We start from the raw sequence: 16918 nt of genomic DNA on the forward strand, positions 1-16918 counted from the left end.
CCCACAGATGTACCCCCGAAAGAAGAGAAGGAACGCCTGCCATGACTGAAACCGCCGGAAACCGTCTCCGCACACTGGGCTCGAAGACCGCGGGCCCGGGCCAGCCGGTCTACGTCACCGGTGAGATCGGCATCAACCACAACGGCGACCTGGAGAACGCCTTCGCGCTCATCGACGCCGCCGCCGACGCGGGTTGCGACGCGGTCAAGTTCCAGAAGCGCACCCCCGAGGTGTGCACCCCGCGCGACCAGTGGGAGATCGAGCGCGACACCCCCTGGGGCCGGATGACCTACATCGACTACCGCCACCGCGTGGAGTTCGACGAGGACGGCTACCGCGCCATCGACGAGTACTGCAAGAAGCGCGGCATCGACTGGTTCGCCTCCCCGTGGGACGTCGAGTCGGTCGCCTTCCTGGAGAAGTTCGACGTGCCGGCCCATAAGGTCGCCTCGGCCTCGCTGACCGACGACGAGCTGCTGCGTGCGCTGCGCGCCACCGGCCGCACGATCATCCTCTCCACCGGCATGTCCACCCCGAGCCAGATCCGGCACGCGGTCGAGGTGCTCGGCAGCGCCAACATCCTGCTCTGCCACGCCACTTCGACCTACCCGGCGAAGGCCGAGGAGCTCAACCTGCGGATGATCCACACCCTGCAGGCCGAGTTCCCCAACGTGCCGATCGGCTACAGCGGTCACGAGACCGGTCTCCAGACCACGCTGGCCGCCGTCGCGCTGGGCGCCACCTTCGTCGAGCGCCACATCACCCTGGACCGCGCCATGTGGGGCTCGGACCAGGCCGCCTCGGTGGAGCCCGGCGGCCTCCAGCGCCTGGTGCGCGACATCCGCACCATCGAGGAGTCCCTCGGTGACGGCGTCAAGCAGGTCTACGACAGCGAGATCGGTCCGATGAAGAAGCTGCGTCGCGTCAAGGGCGTCGTGGCCGAGGCCGCGGAGGCCGACCGTGAGCCCGCGACGGTCTGAGATGTCGCCGCCCACGGCCCCGCAGGACGGGGACACGCTGGCGTTCGTGGAGAGCCCGGTGCAGCTCCTGAACGTGCTGGAGTGGGCACACCGCGAGAACCCCCGCCCCGAACTCCCCTCCTCCGAGGGCGAGTTGGCTCCGCTGGAGGTGCCGGCCAGCGGGCTGACGGTGGTGGTGCTGGCACCGCACGACCCGATGACTCGTGGGCAGCTGCGCCGGATGGCGCAGCTCGCCCGCGACGAGGGCCACGAGGTGGAGTGGGCCCAGGCCAGGGACGGGCTCCTCGCGCCGTTCAAGACGATCGCCTCGCTGGCGGGTCCGCTGCGGCGGGCCCGTCGGCTGGTGATCGGCGATCCGTTCTCCCGCTATGTGCAGCTGCTGCTCGGCCTCTCCCGTGCGCGGGCGGAGCTGACGGTGGTGGACGACGGTACGGCCACCATGGAGTTCGTCGGCCAACTCGCCCGCGGGGAACGCTTTGTGCGCTGGCACCGCAAGGGCGCCGGCGGGTTGCGCGGGCTGCTCTTCGCGCCGGTTTCCGCTTCCGCGCGCCGTCGGCTGACGCCGCGCGAGGGGCGCGAGGTGGAGGTGTTCAGCGCGATGCCCGTCGAGTCCCCGGACCGGGTGCGGGTCACGGCCAACGACTTCGCCTGGACGCGCGAGAGGTTCGGCCCGCCGCGTCTGACCCAGGGGACCGACCTGGTCGGCACCTCGCTGGTGGAGACCGGGGTCGTCGATCCTGCCCGCTATCTGGAAGCGGTGGTCTCACTGACGCGCACCCACGGAGCCACCCGGTACTTCGCGCACCGCAGGGAGAGCCCGGCCAAGCTGCACGAGATCGCCGTGGAGGCCGGGGTGGAGATCGTCCGCCCGGACCTGCCGCTGGAGCTGGTCGCCCGGCGCGGACCCATCGGCCGGACGATCCTCAGCTTTCCGTCTACGGTGGTGCACACCCTGCCGCTGGCTCTGGTCGGCACCGGGGTCCGGGTCGCCGTCTGCGAGGTGGACCGGAGCTGGCTGACGGAGAAGGCGTCCCCGAGGGCGAGCGGCTTCCTGGCCGCTGTCACCGGGACCGCGCGGGACGCGCAGCGCCTCGGATCGGGACCCGCCGCAGCCGCACCGTGACACACAGTGCGGACGGGACCGTCCGCGATATGAGACGCCGCTCGAACAAGTCATGGGATATACCCAACCGGCCACGGACGTATGCACTAGACACCAAAGAAAATCTGTCGGTCTTCTTGATCACGTCCCGATAGGGCATACCCTGACTTGGGTGAGCCAATTGCTGTCGTCCCAGTCCAGCACTCGGACCATCGACGAGACGCCGCCGCTGCCCGGCACCCTGCCGACGGCGCTGCGGGCCGAACTCGTCGCGTTCCGACGGGACCTGCACATGCACCCGGAGCTGGGCCATCAGGAGTTCCGTACCACCGCCGCCATCAAGGCCCGGCTGGAGCAGGCCGGCCTCCGTCCGCGCACTCTCGACTGCGGAACGGGTCTGATCTGCGACATCCACCCCAGATCCGCCGACGCGTGGGACGGCGTACGCCCCATGCTCGCGCTGCGCGCGGACATCGACGCGCTGCCCATTCCCGACACCAAGACCGTGCCCTACCGCTCGACGGTGCCCGACCGGGCGCACTCCTGCGGCCACGACGTGCACACCACCGTCGTCCTGGGCGCCGGGCTGGTCCTCGCCGAGCTTGCGCGGATCGGCCAACTCCCGCACTCCGTCAGGCTGTTGTTCCAGCCCGCCGAGGAGGTGCTGCCGGGCGGCGCCACCGACGCCATCGACTCCGGGGCGCTGGACGGCGTCGGCCGGATCATCGCCGTGCACTGCGACCCCAAGGTCGACGCCGGGAAGATCGGGCTGCGCGCCGGCCCCATCACCTCCGCCTGCGACCGGCTGGAGATCGCGCTGGAGGGCGCCGGCGGCCACACCGCCCGTCCGCATCTGACCACCGACCTGGTGACGGCCGCGGCCAAGGTGGCCACCGAGGTGCCCGCACTGCTCGCCCGCAGGGTGGACACCCGTTCCGGACTCGCGCTGACCTGGGGACGGATCGACGCGGGCCACGCCTGCAACGTCATCCCGCAGCGCGCCGAACTCTCCGGCACCGTCCGCTGCCTGGACCTGCCGGGCTGGCGGGTCGCGCCCGATCTGGTGCACGGCGCGATCGACGAGATCGCCTCGCTCTACCAGGCCAAGCCCGAGATCAACTACATCCGCGGAGTCCCGCCGGTCGTCAACGAGCCCTCCAGCACCGGGCTGTTGCGGGACGCGATGACGGCACGGATGGGCGCGGGCGCGGTCGAGTCCACCGAACAGAGCCTGGGCGGCGAGGACTTCTCCTGGTACCTGGAGCGGGTCCCCGGCGCGATGGCCCGTCTCGGAGTGCGCCGCCCGGGCGACCGCGTCTCCCGCGACATCCACCAGGGCGACTTCGACGTGGACGAGAACGCCATCGCGGTCGGCGTCGAACTCTTCACCGCCGCCGCCCTCCTGGACGCCCGCCGCGACTGAGCCGAGCGGCCCGTGCGCACACCTCCGCGGGCCCGTACGCACTCCGCCGATCGGCGCGCGTACGGGCCCGCGCCCCGCGCGCGTAGCCGGCCCGCCGGTGCGTACGGCCCGCCCGTCGACGAACACGGGCCGGGCCCGGGACCGCCGTCGCTCACCCGTGCGCCAGCCGGCGCCCACCCGAGCAACCGCCCGGTTCTCGCCGCCGGCGACCGGGCCCGCGGTGTCGGTGTTCGGCGCCGGTGTCGGACCCGCGACCTGGTGCGACCACCCAGCGAGGCGGGTTGAAACGCAGGGTTAACACCGAATCGATAACGGAGCGATCCGCGCCCTTTACCAGCCATCTACGCGCGTTACTCTGAGCCCGGGTTTCAGCGCCGGGTAAGAGGCGCCCTGAAGAGTCGAAGGAGACCTCCCCTTGCGTCCGGTAACCAAGCTTGCCGCCGCGGTCACCGCCACCGCGGCACTCGTCCTGACCACCGCGGCGTGCGGTGAGAGCTCCACCGAGAGTGGCAGCGACAAGGGCGTCGGTCTCGCCTTCGACGTCGGCGGCCGAGACGACCACTCCTTCAACGAGTCCGCCGCCCGCGGTGTGGACAAGGCGAAGGAAGAACTCGGCGTCGACGCCAAGATGATGACCGCCAAGAACAACGAGACCGAGGCCGACCGCGAGCAGCGCCTCACCTCGCTGGCGAACGCGGGCTACAACCCCGTGATCGGTGTCGGCTTCAGCTACGGCAAGTCGATCGCCAAGGTCGCCAAGAAGTTCCCGGACACCACCTTCGGCGTGGTCGACTCCGTGGCCGAGGGCAAGAACGTCGACAGCATGCTCTTCTCCGAGCACGAGGGCTCCTACCTCGCCGGTGTCGCCGCGGCCATGAAGACCAAGACCGACAGCGTCGGCTTCATCGGCGGCGTGGACAACGCGCTGATCCAGAAGTTCGAGGCCGGCTTCGTCCAGGGCGTCAAGGACACGAACTCCAAGATCAAGGTTCGGTCGGAGTACCTCTACCCGAACAACGACAAGGGCTTCAACGACCCGGCCGCGGCCAAGGAGAAGGCCCAGGGCTGGCTCGACGACGACGTCGACGTCATCTACACCGCCGCCGGCCAGTCCGGCGCGGGCTCCATCGAGGCCGTCGGCGCCAAGAAGGGCACCTGGGCCATCGGAGTCGACTCCGACCAGTACCAGCAGCCCGGTCTGGCCAAGTACAAGGACTCGATCCTGACCTCGGTCGTCAAGAACGTGGACGTCGCCGTGTTCGACCTGGTCAAGAGCGTCCAGGACGAGAAGCCGATCACCGGTGAGCAGCGCTACACCCTCAAGGAGGACGGCGTCTCCCTCTCCGAGTCCGGCGGCTTCCTGAAGGACATCCAGAAGGACCTCGACAAGGTCGCCAAGGACATCGCCGACGGCAAGGTCAAGGTCAGCGAGCGCCCCAGCCGCTGAGCCCGCGAGCACCGGCGCGGAAGGCCAGGGCAGGGCCCGGAAGACGCGGACAGCACTCTTCCGGGCCCCGCCCCTTCCCCGTGACGCTACGCGCGTAGCACAGTGATCGACGCGACAGCGGTGATCGACGCGATACCGTCGCACCCCGTCCAGCACAGCCACCCCCCGCCACCACCCCGCTCCTTAGCCGAGGAGAGTGCGCCATCACACCGCCCACCACCAGTCCACCGACAGACGCCGGCACCCATGCGGTCGAACTCCACGGGATCACCAAGAGATTCCCCGGCGTGGTGGCCAACCACGACATCGACATCACCGTCAGACGCGGCACCGTGCACGCGCTCGTCGGTGAGAACGGCGCCGGCAAGTCCACGCTGATGAAGATCCTCTACGGCATGCAGAAGCCGGACGAAGGCACCATCACCCTGGACGGCGAGCAGGTGAGCCTGAGCAGCCCCGCCGACGCCATCTCCCGGGGAATCGGCATGGTGCACCAGCACTTCATGCTCGCCGACAACCTCACCGTGCTGGAGAACGTCGTACTGGGCGCGGAGAAGCTGCACGGCATTGGCGGCGGGGCCCGCCGCAAGATCCTGGAGATCTCGGAGGCCTACCACCTCAACGTCCGTCCCGACGTGCTCGTCGAGGAGCTGGGGGTCGCCGACCGCCAGCGTGTGGAGATCCTGAAGGTCCTCTACCGCGGCGCCCGCACCCTGATCCTGGACGAGCCGACGGCGGTGCTGGTCCCGCAGGAGGTCGACGCGCTCTTCGACAACCTGCGCGAGCTCAAGGCCGAGGGCCTGACCGTCATCTTCATCTCGCACAAGCTCGGCGAGGTGCTGAGCGTCGCCGACGACATCACCGTCATCCGGCGGGGTACGACGGTGGCTTCCGTGCACCCCTCCGAGACCTCTCCCAAGCAGCTCGCCGAGCTGATGGTCGGCAGCGAGCTGCCCACGCCCGAGACGCGCGAGTCGACGGTCACCGACACCGCGATGCTGCGGGTCGAGGACCTCCACCTCTCCGCCGTCGACTCCGACGGGGTCCGGCGGACGGTTCTGGACGGCATCGGCTTCACCATCCACAAGGGCGAGGTGCTGGGCGTCGCCGGTGTGGAGGGCAACGGACAGGCCGAGCTGGTCGAGGCGATCATGGGCATCCGTGACCCCGACGGCGGCGAGATCGTCCTGGACACCGACGACATCAGCCACGCACCCACCCGTACGCGGCGCGAGAGCGGCATCGGCTACATCCCCGAGGACCGGCACCGGCACGCGCTGCTGCTGGAGTCCCCGCTGTGGGAGAACCGGATGCTCGGCCACGTCACCGAGAAGCCCAACAGCGGACGCTTCCTGCTGAACCTCAAGGGCGCCCGGCAGGACACCGAGCGCATCGTGCGCGAGTACGACGTCCGTACGCCCGGTATCGAGGTCACCGCGGCCTCGCTCTCCGGCGGCAACCAGCAGAAGCTGATCGTCGGCCGCGAGATGAGCCACCGGCCCAAGCTGCTGATCGCCGCGCACCCCACCCGGGGCGTGGACGTCGGCGCGCAGGCGCAGATCTGGGACCAGATCCGCGAGGCGCGCCGCGAGGGCCTGGCCGTCCTGCTGATCTCCGCCGACCTGGACGAGCTCATCGGGCTCTCCGACACCCTGCGGGTCATGTACCGCGGCCGTCTGGTCGCGGACGCGGACCCGGCCACCATCACCCCGGAGGAGTTGGGCTCCGCCATGACCGGCGCCGCCAGCGGCCACCTGGAGCACCACCCGGAGAACCCGGAGAGCGTGCGGCACGACGAGCGCGACGAGCACGACGAGCACGACGAGCGCGACGGGCACACCCGGGGCGACGCAGCACCGGAGGACGGTGAGAACCGATGAACGCCGTCCGCAGGGTCAACCGCGAGAAGCTGCTGCTGCAGCTGGGCGCGCCGCTGCTCGCCATCCTCGCCGCGCTGGCCATCACCAGCGTGATCCTCGCCGCCACCGGCGGGGACCCGTTCCGCGCCTACTCGGTGATGATCGAGTTCGGCTTCAAGAGCGACAGCCAGATCTGGATCATCAACAAGGCCGTTCCGTACTTCCTGGCCGCGGTCGCGGTCGCGGTCGGCTTCCGGATGAAGCTGTTCAACATCGGTGTCGACGGCCAGTACCGACTGGCCGCCTTCTGCGCCGCCGCCCTCGGTGGCGCGGTCGCCTTCCCGAGCTTCATCCAGATCCCGCTGATGATCCTCACCGCGATGTTCGTGGGCGCGATCTGGTCCGGCATCGCCGGGCTGCTGAAGGCGACCCGGGGCGTCAGCGAGGTCGTCAGCACGATCATGCTGAACTTCATCGCCGCCTCCCTGATCGGCTATCTGATCCAGGAGAACCGGCTGGGTGTCGTCGAGGGCAACCTGACGCACACCGAGAACATCCCGGAGTCCGGGCACTTCTTCGAGATCTCCACCGGCCAGGAGCCGATCGGCGGCTTCGTGATCGTCGCGGTCCTGGTCGGCGTCGTCTACTGGCTGGTGCTCAACCGCTCCCGCTTCGGCTTCGACCTGCGCGCGGTGGGCGGTTCGCACTCCGCCGCCGAGGCCAGCGGCGTCAACGTCAAGCGCATGGTGGTCAGTTCCATGGTGCTGTCGGGGCTCTTCGCCGGACTCGTCGGAATGCCGACGCTGCTCGGTGAGTCCCACAACTACGGCACCGACTTCCCCGAGGGGATCGGGTTCACCGGTATCGCCATCGCCCTGCTCGGTCGCAACCACCCCGTCGGCATGGCGCTCGCCGCGCTGCTCTGGGGCTTCCTGGAGCGCACCGGTACGCAGCTGGAGTTCGAGGGCTACTCGCAGGAGATCATCGGCGTGATGCAGGGCGTGATCGTCTTCTGCGTCGTCATCGCCTACGAGGTCGTGCGCCGCTACGGGCTGAAGCTCCAGCAGCGCAAGGTGGGCGAGGAACTCGCCGCCGAGGCCAGGGCCAAGTCGAGCAACGAGGCGGGGGCGTCCGCATGAGCACCAACATCTCCGCACTCACCGGAAAGATCAGCGGGGCGCTGAGCAGCAAGGGGGGCGGCGGACGTTCCCGGATCTCGTTCCCGGTCGTCCTGCTGATCCTCTCCGGCGCGCTGATCGTCCTCTCCACGGTCCGGGTCATCTCCGGCGACATCAACGTCACCGGCACCGGCATGTACATCGCGGCCCTCGGCTGGGCGGTGCCGATCGGCCTCGCCGGTCTGGGCGGCCTGTGGGCGGAACGCGCGGGCGTCATCAACATCGGCCTCGAGGGCATGATGATGCTCGGCGCCTTCTGCGCCGGCTGGATCGGCTGGCAGTACGGGCCGTGGGCCGCGGTCGCCGCCGGCATCCTCGGCGGCGCGCTGGGCGGTCTGCTGCACGCCGTCGCCACCGTCGGCTTCGGCGTCGACCACATCGTCTCCGGTGTCGCCATCAACATCCTCGCGCTGGGCACGGTCCAGTTCCTCAGCAAGCTGTGGTTCGGCGCGGAGGGCAGCGAGGCCGCGCAGGCGGGCGGCAACGACAAGCAGTCGCCGCGGATCGACGACATGCCGACGATCACCGTCCCCGGACTCTCCGACTGGCTCGGGACGCTCGCGTCCAAGGAGTGGTTCCTGGTCTCCGACACCGCGGGCATACTCCGCGCGCTGGTGACCAACATGTCCTGGCTGACGGTGCTGACCGTGCTGCTCTTCGTCGGCTCGTACTTCGTGCTGTGGCGCAGCGCCTTCGGTCTGCGGCTGCGGGCCAGCGGCGAGAGCCCGGTCTCGGCCGAGTCGCTCGGTGTGAACGTCTACGCCTACAAGTACTACGCGGTCGTCATGTCCGGCGCGCTCGCCGGTCTCGGCGGCGCCTTCCTGGCGATCGGCGTCCACTTCTACCAGGACGGCCAGACCGGCGGACGCGGCTACATCGGCCTCGCGTCGATGATCTTCGGCAACTGGCGGCCGGGCGGTGTGGCCATGGGCGCCGGACTCTTCGGCTTCATGGACGCGCTCCAGCTGCGCGGCGGCGGCAGCACCCTGCACGCCGTACTGCTGGTCGCGGTTTTCCTGATGGCCGCGCTCGCGATCTGGAAGCTGTGGCAGGGCCGCCGTGCGATCGCCGCACTCAACGCCGGTATCGCGATCGGTCTGCTGATCTGGTACCTGGGCACCGACACGCTGCCCAAGGAACTGGTCGAGGCCAGCCCGTACCTGACCACGCTGCTCGTCCTGACCCTCTTCGCCCAGCGGTTGAGGGTGCCCAAGACGATCGGTGTGCCGTACCGGAAGGGCGAGGGCAAGTGAGCCGCCCGCAACCGCCCGCCTCCGCCGTCGACTGGGAGGCCCTGCGGGAGGTGGCCCGCGGCGCGATGTCCCGGGCGTACGCCCCGTACTCCGGCTTCCCGGTCGGCGCGGCGGCCCGCGTCGACGACGGACGCACCGTCAGCGGCTGCAACGTGGAGAACGCCGCCTACGGTGTCGCCCTCTGCGCCGAGTGCGGACTGATCTCCGTGCTCGTCGCGGGCGGCGGCGGGCGGTTGACCCACTTCACCTGCTGCGGCGAGGACGGCGAGGTGCTGATGCCGTGCGGTCGCTGCCGCCAGCTGCTGTGGGAGCACGGCGGTCCCGAGCTGTGGATGGACACGGCCTCGGGTGTGCGCACGCTCGCCGAGCTGCTGCCGGACGCCTTCGGCCCCGCCGACCTCGGCCGCTGACCGCCCGCGGGCCTGCCGCCCGCACGTCGCCCGTACGGGTGCGTCCCGGCGGGCCCGTGAGCCGGTCGACTCCCCGACGGAACACCACAGTCCGCGCCCGCTCACCACCGGGCGCGGACTATTCGCAAGGAGCACCATGGACGTCATCTCCGTCATCCGCGCCAAGCGGGACGGCCACGCACTCGGCCCCGAGCAGATCGACTGGGTCATCGACGCCTACACCAGGGGCCTGGTCGCGGACGAGCAGATGTCCGCCCTCGCCATGGCGATCCTGCTCAACGGCATGGACCGGGGCGAGATCGCCCGCTGGACCGCCGCGATGATCGCCAGCGGCGAGCGGATGGACTTCTCCGTCCTGGACCGCCCCACCGCCGACAAGCACTCCACCGGCGGCGTCGGCGACAAGATCACCCTGCCGCTCGCCCCGCTGGTGGCCGCCTGCGGCGCCGCCGTGCCGCAGCTCTCCGGCCGCGGCCTCGGCCACACCGGCGGCACGCTGGACAAGCTGGAGTCGATCCCGGGCTGGCGCGCACAGCTGTCCAACGCGCAGATGCTGGACGTGCTCGGCGACGTCGGCGCGGTCATCTGCGCGGCGGGCGACGGGCTGGCACCCGCCGACAAGAAGCTGTACGCGCTGCGCGACGTCACCGGGACCGTCGAGGCGATCCCGCTGATCGCCAGCTCGATCATGTCCAAGAAGATCGCCGAGGGCACCGGTTCGCTGGTCCTGGACGTCAAGGTCGGCTCCGGCGCCTTCATGAAGTCCCTCGACGACGCACGGGAGTTGGCGAGCACCATGGTCGGGCTCGGCACCGACCACGGCGTGCGCACCGTCGCACTGCTCACCGACATGTCCACCCCGCTCGGTCTCACCGCGGGCAACGCGCTGGAGGTCCGCGAGTCCGTCGAGGTCCTCGCCGGCGGCGGTCCCGAGGACGTCGTCGAGCTGACCCTGGCGCTCGCCCGCGAGATGCTGGACGCCGCCGGTCTGCCGGACGCCGATCCGGCCAAGGCGCTGGCCGACGGCAGCGCGATGGACCACTGGCGGCGGATGATCGCGGCCCAGGGCGGCGACCCGGACGCCGAGCTGCCCGTCGCCCGCGAGCAGCACGTCCTCACGGCACCCGCCACCGGCCGCCTCACCCGCCTCGACGCGTACGACGTCGGCGTCGCCGCCTGGCGGCTCGGCGCGGGCCGCGCACGCAAGGAGGACGCCGTACAGGCGGGCGCCGGCGTGGAGTTGCACGCCAAGCCGGGTCAGGACGTGGTCGCGGGGCAGCCGCTGCTGACCCTGCACACCGACACCCCCGAGGCGTTCGACTACGCGCTCGCCTCCCTGGAGGGCGCGTACGACATCGCCGCTCCCGGCAGCGACGAGGCGGCCGCCCACCGGCCGACCCCGATCGTCCTCAACCGCGTCAGCTGACGCCGGCGGCGCACCGCTCCGGCGGTGCCGCCCAGCTGCCCGGTGCTGTCCCGTGCTGCCCCGCCGCTCGCCGCGGCGGGGCAGCAGTGCGTGGTCGGGCCGCCGTCGGCACTGTCGGAGACTGGAGGCTCCGTCCCGTTCGCCGTTCCGCGCCGTGCCGACCCGCTCGGGTGCGCCGCGGTCCGGCCCCGCCGCCTTCCGTGCGCCCGGCATCCCGCCGGACGTGCCCGAGTACGACAGGTGCCCAACCCGGTGATCCCCGTGCCCACTTCCGCAACCACCGCGGCCGCGCGCCTGCGCGGACTGCGTCCCGACTGGCTGAAGGACCCGAAGGTCTGGCGCACCGAGATCCTGGCCGCTCTCGTCGTCGCGCTGGCGCTGATCCCGGAGGCGATCGCGTTCTCGATCATCGCTGGGGTCGATCCGGCGGTCGGGCTCTTCGCCTCCTTCACGATGGCGGTCACCATCGCCGTGGTCGGCGGCCGCCGTGCGATGGTCTCCGCCGCGACCGGCGCCGTCGCCCTCGTCATCGCGCCGGTCAACCACGAGTACGGCCTCGGCCATCTGATCGCGACGGTCATGCTCGCGGGCGTGATGCAGATCGCGCTCGGTGCGATCGGGGTGGCCAGGCTGATGCGGTTCCTGCCCCGCTCGGTGATGACCGGTTTCGTCAACGCCCTGGCCATCCTGGTCTTCCTCTCGCAACTGCCCGAGCTCCACGACGTCCCGTGGCCGGTCTACCCGCTCTTCCTCGCCGGGCTGGTGCTGCTGGTGCTCTTCCCACGGATCACCAGGACCGTGCCGGCGCCGCTGGTGACCGTCGTCGTCCTCACCGTGGTCACCGTCGCCGCCGGGATCGCCGTACCCACGGTGGGGGACAAGGGCGAGCTGCCGTCCGCCCTTCCGGTGCCGGGGCTGCCGGACGTGCCGCTGACCGTCGACACACTCGTCGTCATCGCCCCCTACGCCTTCGCCATGGCGCTGGTCGGGCTGATGGAGTCGCTGATGACCGCCAAGCTCGTCGACGACCTCACCGACACGCACTCCTCCAAGACCCGCGAATCGGTCGGCCAGGGCATCGCCAACATCGTCACCGGCTTCTTCGGCGGGATGGGCGGCTGCGCGGTGATCGGCCAGACCATGATCAATGTGAAGGTCTCGCAGGCCCGCACCAGGGTCTCCACCTTCCTGGCCGGCGTCTTCCTGATGGTGCTGTGCATCGGCTTCGGCCCGCTGGTCGCCGACATCCCGATGGCCGCCCTGGTGGCCGTCATGGTGATGGTCGCCGTCGCCGCCTTCGACTGGCACTCGGTGGCCCCGAAGACGCTGCGGCGGATGCCCGCGGGAGAGATCACCGTCATGTTCGTCACCGTGGTGGTCGTGGTCGCCACCCACAACCTCGCCGTCGGGGTCGTCACGGGCACCCTGACCGCCATGGTCATCTTCGCCAGGCGCGTCGCCCGGCTGACCCACGTCACCTCGGTCACCGACCCCGAGGGCGGGACGGTCGTCTACCGGGTCACCGGGGAGCTGTTCTTCGCCTCGTCCAACGACCTCGTCGGCCGGTTCGACTACGCGGGCGACCCGGAGCGGGTCGTCGTCGACCTGTCGGCCGCCCACATCTGGGACGCGTCCACGGTGGCGACCCTGGACGCGATCGAGACCAAGTACGCCCAGCGCGGCAAGACCGTCGAGATCACCGGTCTCAACAGCCCCAGCGCCGAGCTCCACCGCAGACTCACCGGCGAACCCGCGGGCCACTGACCCCGCCGCCCCCGGGCCGCGCGCCCGGGGCACGCACCCCGGCGCGCCGGGGACGGGAGCCGGACACGGGGCGCTACCCGGCCGGGCCGCGGTGGGTGCCGAAGGTCCAGAGGTTGCCCTCCGGGTCGCCGGCCGTGCACACGTACGCCGCCGCACCCGACCCGAAAACGGTCCGGTGCGGCGGTTCGAGGACCTGCCCGCCCGCCTCGACGACACCGCGGTGCACCCGTTCCACCTCGTCCGGGTCGGCCGCGACCACGTAGACCGCTCCCGTACCGGCTCGCATTCCGCCGTGCACGCTCTCCTTGTGCCGCGTCGAACCGAACACCAGCGTGCCGCCGCCGGGGCGGCGCAGTTCGACGTGGGCGAGGCCGCCGTGTTCGTCCGGCGCGGCGACCACCTCCTCGAAGCCGAGCACGTCGACCAGGAAGCGCAGCGCCGCGCGGGTGTCGTCGTAGTGGAGCACCGGCCACACGGTGGAGGGGCTCTCGGGCGTCATGGCACCCAGCGTAGGACCGGACGGGAGCGCGGCGCGCGGACCGTACGGACTCAACGGGCCTGCGCCGGCCGGGAGTCGGGCGGCCCGTCGTCGCCGTGGTCCCGGCGCCGCGGCAGGGGCGGGTCAGCCGGTGGCGGTCTCCCGCACGGAGGTGGTCTCCCGCACGGCGGCCCGGGAGCCGAGCAGCGTCACGCCCGCCGCGACGCAGAGTGCGGCGGAGCAGAGCGCGACCGCCCCGCCCCAGCCGACCAGGTGGTACGCGAGAGCGGCGAGTGTGCTGCCGGCCGAGGACCCGACGTAGCAGGCCACCTGGTACAGCGCCGACGCCTGCGCGCGTCCGCTGGTCGCCGTGCCGCTGACCGAACCGGAAGCCGTCGCATGGCCGGCGAAGAAGCCGGCCGTGACGAGGACGAGGCCGGCGACGACCGCGCCGAGCGAGGCGTTCAGGGTCAGCAGGAGACCGAGCAGGGTCGTACCGATCGCCAGGTGGAGCGCACCTCGTCGGCCGAGCCGCGCGACGATCCGTCCCGCGCCCGCCGAGGAGACCGTGCCCACCAGATAGATCACGAACACCGCGCCCACCAGCGTCTGGGAGAGCCCGAAGTCGTCGATCAGCCGGTAGCCGACCACGGTGTAGACCGCGCCGAAGACCGACATGAACACCATGCCGAGCACGTAGAGCCGGCGCAGCAGCGGCGTGGCCAGATGTCCGCGCACCGTCGCCAGCAGTACGCGCGGACGCAGCGGTGCGGGGCTGAAGTTGCGCGGTGCGGGCAGCAGCAGCCGGTAGAGCAGGGCGCAGGCCAGGGCCATCAGCGCGACGGTCAGCAGCGCCGTCCGCCAGCCCCACAGGTCCGCGGCCCAACCCGTCAGCACCCGGCCGGACATCCCGCCGATGCTGTTGCCCGCGACGAACAGGCCGACCGCACCCACCAGCGCGCGCGGTCTGGACTCCTCGGCGAGGTAGGCCATCGCCGAGGCCGGGACGCCGGCGATGGCCGCCCCCTGGAGCACGCGCAGCACGATCAGGGTGTCCATGTTCGGGGTGAGCGGCAGCAGCAGGCCGACCGCCACCGCGACGAGCACCGACACGGTCATGACCCGCCGTCGGCCGAACCGCTCCGAGAGGATGCTCAGCGGCAGCACCGAGACCGCCAGGGCGAGCGTGGCACCGGAGACGGTCCAGGCGGCGCGGGCCGGCGTCACGCCGAAGTCCGCGGAGAGCGCGGGCAGCAGTGCCTGCGTCGCGTAGAGCAGGGCGAAGGTGGCCAGGCCCAGCACGAAGAGCGCCAGGTTGATCCGTCGGGCGCTCGGCGCGGTCCCGACCGCGGTCCCGGCCGGCGTGTCGGTCGCGGCGGCGGCGGTCCGGGGTGCGGCGGCGGTCCGGGGTGCGGCGCCCGTGGTGGCGGGCGCCCCGGTATCGGCGGGAGGCATGTCCCGAAGCTAGTGCGGGCCCACTCATGCGTCCAATGCACAGAAATGCGAGTATCGATCCACCAGTGCATGAACCGAGGTCGGGGACGATGAATGCCGTCGCAGCGCAGTGAGAATCACGCCATGTCCACCCCGCTCACCCAGGAGACCGCCGCGCCGGCGCCCGCGCGCCCGGCCGAACTGGACGCCGAGTCCTGGGCCTCGGTGCTCACTCCGCGGCTCGCGCAGTTCGCGGCGGTCGCGAGACACGAGCATGTGACGCGGGCCGCGGGCGAGTTGGCGGTGCCGCAGTCCACGCTCAGCCGCGCGATGGTCCGGCTGGAGGCCGACCTCGGCGTCGAGCTGTTCGCCCGCCGCGGCCGTACGGTCTCGCTCACCCCGGCCGGGCGCAGATTCCTCGGCTCGGTGGAGCGTGCGCTGACCTCCGTCGAGCAGGCCGCCGAGTCGGTGCGCTCGGACGCCGACCCGGCGACCGGGAAGGTGGCTTTCGGCTTTCTGCACACCCTCGGCTCCGAGACCGTGCCCGCCCTCATCCGCGCGTTCCGCGCGGACCACCCGGGAGTGCGCTTCGCGCTGGTGCAGAACTACGGCGAGGCGATGCTGGAGCGGCTGCGGGCGGGCGACCTGGACCTCTGCCTCACCTCGCCGATCCCCGACGCCCCCGATCTGGTCACCCGGACGCTGGACGAACAGCGGCTGCGGCTCGTCGTGCCCGAGGACCACCGGCTCGCCGGGCGCCGACGAGTTCGTCTGGAGGAGGCGGCCGAGGAGCCCTTCGTCACCCTGGAACCCGGCTACGGGATGCGCAGGATCTTCGAAACTCTCTGCGCCCGGGCGGGGTTCACCCCGCGGATCGCCTTCGAGGGCGAGGAGGCCGAGACGCTGCGCGGCCTGGTCGCCGCCGGGCTCGGTGTCTCGCTGCTGCCGCCGCCGACCGTACTGCGCCCGGGAGTGCGGGAGTTGGCGGTCTCCTCGCCGCGCGCGGTGCGCGAGATCGGGGTCGCCTGGCTGGACGGACACCGGGACACCCCGCCGGTGGCGGCGTTCAAGGAGTTCCTGCTCGGCCGGCGCGGCCACCTGCTCGCCTGAAGAGGCCCGTGCGCACCGCGGGTTGAGCGATCCGGGCTCGACGGCTCCCGCTCGGCCCGGGCGGCCGTTCGCGCAACTGCCCCGCTACGTAAGGGACTTGCCGAAACCGGAGGCCAGCGGCATCCGCAGCCCCAGCGGCGGCGGCGCGGCGAACGCGTCCGCCAGCGGTCGGCAGAAGTCGCCGCCGGCCAGTGTGCCGTACACGAAGTCCCTTGCCAGCGCCTGCACTTCGTCCCTGCGATAGCGCAACTCGTGCCGGTCGGTGTGGACTTCGAACCGGCAGACATCCGTGTTGATCTTCTTCAGCCGCTCCGCGAGGCGGAAGGAGAGCTCGGGGTCGGTGTGTCTGTCGTCGGTCCCGTGGGCCAGCAGCACCTGGCGTCCGGTCAGCTGCCGCACCGGGTCCTCGCCGGTCTCCGGAAGCCACGGACCCAGCGCCAGCACGGAGTTGACCGCCTCGTGGCCGCCGGCGCGCAGCGCGGTGCGCGCGCCGAGGTCGTACCCGGCCAGGCAGATCGGCACATCGCCGTACCGCCGCCGCACCTCGTCCGCGGCCCAGGTGGCGTCGGCCACCGGGTGCGCCGCCTCGCCGTTCCAGCCGCGGTAGCGGTAGTGGACCGTGTGGCACACCAGGGCCTCGGACTCCTCGGTGCGGGCGAGCCTGCGGGCGAGGTTCTGCGCCCGGGCGGTGGCCAGCGGGGAGGTGCGCCGGTGGGACCTCGCCTCCCCGCCGGGCAGCACGAGGACCACTCCGTGCACGGGTCCCGTCGCGCCGATCGGCCGTCCCAGTCGGGCTTCCCGTGCGGGAAGTGCTTGCTGAGCCATGGGAGAACGATGGCAGAAACGCGGGTATACGGAACGTACGCCTCAGTCACCTTTCGATATCGAAAGCCGGTGCCGCCCGCACGCGGTCACGTCGCCGCCCCCGCGCAACTCGGAAGCGGTCCGTCCGGCAGCACCGCCGGTCCGGTCCGCCCGGCCCGAGCCCGGCGCCGCGCCCGGCCCGCCCGGCGGCCTCCCGGGGCGTCGGGTGCACGGCCCTCGCCCATCTACG

At 71.5% G+C, this 16918-nt stretch carries 14 protein-coding genes; 11 read left to right on the forward strand and 3 right to left on the reverse strand.

What is annotated here, in order from left to right; genetic code table 11:
• The first annotated feature begins 41 nt into the window (after positions 1-41).
• The 10 genes from MTQ01_RS06235 (at position 42) to MTQ01_RS06280 (ending at position 12842) form a co-directional block, all read left to right on the forward strand.
• Positions 42-980 carry an N-acetylneuraminate synthase family protein gene (locus tag MTQ01_RS06235; protein WP_247487240.1) on the forward strand — a complete coding sequence of 313 codons (939 nt, stop codon included), beginning with the start codon at positions 42-44 and terminating at the stop codon, positions 978-980.
• A gap of 1 nt (position 981) precedes the next feature.
• Positions 982-2103, forward strand: coding sequence for a hypothetical protein (locus MTQ01_RS06240; RefSeq protein ID WP_247487242.1), 1122 nt, complete (start codon positions 982-984; stop codon positions 2101-2103).
• Positions 2104-2254: 151 nt separating this feature from the next.
• A complete protein-coding gene (locus tag MTQ01_RS06245) occupies positions 2255-3505 on the forward strand; it encodes an amidohydrolase (RefSeq protein ID WP_247487244.1) in 1251 nt (416 codons plus the stop codon).
• A gap of 415 nt (positions 3506-3920) precedes the next feature.
• The gene (locus MTQ01_RS06250; RefSeq protein ID WP_247487246.1) at positions 3921-4952 is read left to right on the forward strand and encodes a BMP family protein; all 1032 of its coding nucleotides are present in this window, start codon (positions 3921-3923) and stop codon (positions 4950-4952) included.
• A gap of 203 nt (positions 4953-5155) precedes the next feature.
• Positions 5156-6832, forward strand: a complete 1677-nt coding sequence (locus MTQ01_RS06255; RefSeq protein WP_247487786.1) for an ABC transporter ATP-binding protein — start codon at positions 5156-5158, stop codon at positions 6830-6832.
• Positions 6829-7950 (forward strand): ABC transporter permease, encoded by a 1122-nt coding sequence (locus MTQ01_RS06260; RefSeq protein ID WP_247487248.1) that lies wholly within the window; start codon positions 6829-6831, stop codon positions 7948-7950. Before MTQ01_RS06255 ends, MTQ01_RS06260 begins: the two co-directional genes overlap by 4 nt.
• A complete protein-coding gene (locus tag MTQ01_RS06265; protein WP_247487250.1) occupies positions 7947-9242 on the forward strand; it encodes an ABC transporter permease in 1296 nt (431 codons plus the stop codon). The genes MTQ01_RS06260 and MTQ01_RS06265 overlap by 4 nt, the downstream gene beginning before the upstream one ends.
• Positions 9239-9652, forward strand: a complete 414-nt coding sequence (locus MTQ01_RS06270; RefSeq protein ID WP_308294363.1) for a cytidine deaminase — start codon at positions 9239-9241, stop codon at positions 9650-9652. Before MTQ01_RS06265 ends, MTQ01_RS06270 begins: the two co-directional genes overlap by 4 nt.
• Before the next feature lie 136 nt (positions 9653-9788).
• On the forward strand, positions 9789-11078 hold the full coding sequence (locus tag MTQ01_RS06275; protein WP_247487253.1) for a thymidine phosphorylase: 1290 nt from the start codon (positions 9789-9791) through the stop codon (positions 11076-11078).
• Between the two features lie 261 nt (positions 11079-11339).
• A complete protein-coding gene (locus tag MTQ01_RS06280; protein WP_247487255.1) occupies positions 11340-12842 on the forward strand; it encodes a SulP family inorganic anion transporter in 1503 nt (500 codons plus the stop codon).
• 73 nt (positions 12843-12915) lie between these two features.
• Here MTQ01_RS06280 and MTQ01_RS06285 read toward each other — a convergent pair whose 3' ends face one another.
• Positions 12916-13341, reverse strand: coding sequence for a VOC family protein (locus tag MTQ01_RS06285; protein ID WP_247487257.1), 426 nt, complete (start codon positions 13339-13341; stop codon positions 12916-12918).
• 123 nt (positions 13342-13464) lie between these two features.
• Positions 13465-14775 (reverse strand): MFS transporter, encoded by a 1311-nt coding sequence (locus tag MTQ01_RS06290; protein ID WP_247487259.1) that lies wholly within the window; start codon positions 14773-14775, stop codon positions 13465-13467.
• Between the two features lie 204 nt (positions 14776-14979).
• Between MTQ01_RS06290 and MTQ01_RS06295 the strand changes: the two genes are divergently transcribed.
• On the forward strand, positions 14980-15864 hold the full coding sequence (locus MTQ01_RS06295) for a LysR family transcriptional regulator (RefSeq protein WP_374207641.1): 885 nt from the start codon (positions 14980-14982) through the stop codon (positions 15862-15864).
• Between the two features lie 84 nt (positions 15865-15948).
• Here the strand turns inward: MTQ01_RS06295 and MTQ01_RS06300 are convergent, their stop codons facing one another.
• A complete protein-coding gene (locus MTQ01_RS06300; protein WP_247487263.1) occupies positions 15949-16689 on the reverse strand; it encodes an alpha/beta hydrolase in 741 nt (246 codons plus the stop codon).
• Between the last annotated feature and the right edge of the window lie 229 nt (positions 16690-16918).

The organism is Streptomyces sp. XM4193 (genome assembly GCF_023072595.1).
Classification (GTDB): domain Bacteria; phylum Actinomycetota; class Actinomycetes; order Streptomycetales; family Streptomycetaceae; genus Streptomyces.

Bases quoted from the DNA above. Each gene is read 5' to 3' on its own strand.
- MTQ01_RS06235 (WP_247487240.1), top strand. From the start codon at position 42: ATGACTGAAACCGCCGGAAACCGTCTCCGCACACTGGGCTCGAAGACC.
- MTQ01_RS06240 (WP_247487242.1), top strand. From the start codon at position 982: ATGTCGCCGCCCACGGCCCCGCAGGACGGGGACACGCTGGCGTTCGTG.
- MTQ01_RS06260 (WP_247487248.1), top strand. From the start codon at position 6,829: ATGAACGCCGTCCGCAGGGTCAACCGCGAGAAGCTGCTGCTGCAGCTG.
- MTQ01_RS06265 (WP_247487250.1), top strand. From the start codon at position 7,947: ATGAGCACCAACATCTCCGCACTCACCGGAAAGATCAGCGGGGCGCTG.
- MTQ01_RS06275 (WP_247487253.1), top strand. From the start codon at position 9,789: ATGGACGTCATCTCCGTCATCCGCGCCAAGCGGGACGGCCACGCACTC.
- MTQ01_RS06285 (WP_247487257.1), bottom strand. From the start codon at position 13,341: ATGACGCCCGAGAGCCCCTCCACCGTGTGGCCGGTGCTCCACTACGAC.
- MTQ01_RS06290 (WP_247487259.1), bottom strand. From the start codon at position 14,775: ATGCCTCCCGCCGATACCGGGGCGCCCGCCACCACGGGCGCCGCACCC.
- MTQ01_RS06300 (WP_247487263.1), bottom strand. From the start codon at position 16,689: ATGGCTCAGCAAGCACTTCCCGCACGGGAAGCCCGACTGGGACGGCCG.